The 2966-nt window shown below is 62.8% G+C and carries 1 protein-coding gene; it reads left to right on the plus strand.

Features of this window, described 5'->3' with window-relative positions; translation table 11 throughout:
* A partial coding sequence (locus AC13Q5_RS34955) for an error-prone DNA polymerase (RefSeq protein ID WP_488504954.1) occupies window positions 1-2966 on the plus strand: 2966 nt, incomplete at both ends.

Here is a 2966-nt window from a genome sequence, read left to right on the forward strand (position 1 = left end):
CTGGCCGGGATCGTGCGGGCATTGGAAGCGTCGCGTGCGACCGGGGTGCGCCTGGTGGTCGGCTGCCGCCTTGATCTTGCCGACGGCATGTCGATCCTCGTCTATCCCACGGATCGCCCCGCCTATTCCCGGCTGACGCGGCTTCTGACGCTCGGCAAGGGCAGGGGCGGCAAGGGCAACTGCATCCTCAACCTCGACGACGTCGCCCTTTATGCCGAAGGCCTGATCGGCATCCTTGTGCCGGATCTTGCCGACGAGACCTGTGCCCTGCAGCTCAGAAAAATGGCGGAACTCTTTGGCGATCGCGCCTACCTGTCGCTCTGCCTGCGCCGGCGGCCGAACGATCAGCTGCGGCTGCATGAGCTCTCCAATCTGGCCGTTCGTCTCAAGGTGAAGACGGTCGTCACCAACGACGTTCTCTTCCATGAGCCATCGCGCCGGCAGCTGCAGGATATCGTCACCTGCATTCGCAACACCACCACGATCGACGATCTCGGCTTTGAGCGCGAGAGGCATGCCGACCGCTATCTAAAACCTCCGGAGGAAATGGAGCGGTTGTTTCCGCGCTATCCCGAAGCGCTTGCGCGCACGCTGGCGATCGTCGAGCGCTGCAAGTTCTCTCTGGAGGAGCTGACCTACCAATATCCGGAGGAGGCGATCGTTCCCGGCAAAAGCGCTCAGGAATCTCTCGAGCATTATGTCTGGGAGTACATTCCGAACCGCTATCCGGAGGGATTGCAGCCATCGGTGCTGAAGGTGATCCGCCACGAGCTCGATCTCATCCGCACTATGAAATATGCCCCCTATTTCCTGACGGTGTTCTCGATCGTGCGCTATGCCCGCGCCCAAGGCATTCTATGCCAGGGGCGGGGGTCGGCGGCCAACTCCGCGGTCTGTTATATCCTCGGCATTACCTCGATCGATCCCGAGACCAACAATCTCCTCTTCGAGCGCTTCGTCTCCCAGGAGCGCGACGAGCCGCCCGACATCGATGTCGATTTCGAGCATGAGCGGCGCGAGGAGGTGATCCAATGGATCTACAGGACCTATGGCCATGACAAGGCGGCTCTCTGTGCGACCGTGACGCGCTACCGCGCCAAGGGCGCGATCCGCGACGTCGGCAAGGCGCTCGACCTGCCGGAGGATGTGATCAAGGCACTGTCATCCGGCATGTGGTCATGGTCCGAGGAGCTGGTGACCGAACGAGGCTTAAGTGATCTCAACCTCAATCCGGATGACCGCCGGCTGGCGCTCACCTTGAGACTGGCGCAGCAGCTGATGGGCGCTCCACGTCATCTCGGTCAGCATCCCGGCGGTTTCGTGCTCACCCATGACCGGCTCGACGATCTCGTGCCGATCGAGCCGGCCACCATGGCCGACCGGCAGGTGATCGAATGGGACAAGGACGATGTCGAGGCGCTGAAGTTCATGAAGGTCGACGTGCTGGCGCTCGGCATGCTCGCCTGCATGAGCAAGGCCTTCGCCTTGATCCAGGATCACAAGCATCTGGATCTCGATCTGGCCAGGATCCCTCAGGAAGATCCGGCCACCTATGCGATGATCCGCAAGGCCGACACGCTCGGCACCTTCCAGATCGAAAGCCGGGCGCAAATGTCCATGCTTCCCAGGATGAAGCCGCGCACCTTCTATGATCTCGTCATTCAGGTGGCGATCGTCCGACCGGGTCCGATCCAGGGCGACATGGTGCATCCCTATTTGCGGAGGCGGGAGGGCAAGGAGCCGGTCGACTATCCGACACCGGAACTGGAAGCCGTTCTCGGCAAGACGCTCGGCGTGCCGCTCTTCCAGGAGAGCGCCATGAAGGTGGCGATGGTCTGCGCCGGCTTTACCGGCGGCGAGGCCGATCAGCTGCGCAAGTCGATGGCGACCTTCAAGTTCACCGGCGGTGTGTCGAAGTTCAAGGCCAAGCTCGTCTCCGGCATGGTCAGGAACGGCTATACGCCGGAATTCGCCGAAAGGACCTTCTCGCAGCTCGAAGGCTTTGGCTCCTACGGCTTTCCCGAAAGCCATGCCGCTAGCTTCGCCCTCATCGCCTATGCCTCATCTTACGTGAAATGCCACTACCCCGACGCCTTCTGCGCAGCACTTCTGAATTCCCAGCCCATGGGCTTTTACGCACCGGCGCAGATCGTCGGCGATGCCCGCAAGCATGGTGTCGAGGTCCGGCCTGTCTGCATCAATCGCTCGCGCTGGGACTGCGCGCTGGAGCCGATCGAGGACAGTGATCGCCACGCCGTTCGCCTCGGCATGCGGATGGTCCATGGCCTTGCCCAAGTCGACGCGGCTCGTATTATCGCCGCGCGGGCCGATCAGCCGTTCGAGAGTGTCGATGATCTCTGGCGCAGGTCCGGCGTGCCGGCGGCGTCCCTGGTCGAGCTTGCCGAGGCCGACGCCTTCCTGTCGTCGCTCAAGCTGCAGCGCCGCGATGCGCTCTGGGCGATCAAGGCCTTGCGCGACGAACCCTTGCCGCTGTTTGCCGCGGCCGCCGAACGCGAGCAGAGAACGATCGCCGAGCAGCGGGAGCCGGAGGTCAGCCTTCGCCAGATGACGGAGGGACACAACGTCATCCAGGATTATAGCCATACCGGCCTGACGCTGCGCCAGCATCCGCTTGCCTTCCTGCGCCAGGATCTTACAGCCCGCAATATCGTCACCTGCGAGGAGGCGATGTCTGCGCGCGACGGCCGCTGGCTGATGACGGCGGGTCTCGTGCTCGTGCGCCAGAAGCCGGGCTCGGCCAAGGGCGTGATGTTCCTGACTGTCGAGGATGAGACCGGGCCAGCCAATGTCGTCGTCTGGCCGACGCTCTTCGAACGGCGCAGGCAGGTCGTGCTCGGCTCCAGCATGATGGCGATTAATGGCCGTATCCAGCGGGAAGGCGAGGTCGTGCATCTCGTTGCCCAGCAGCTGTTCGATCTGACAAACGATCTGTCCGGGCTTGCCGA

Source organism: Martinezella sp. CNPSo 3964 (assembly GCF_057784375.1).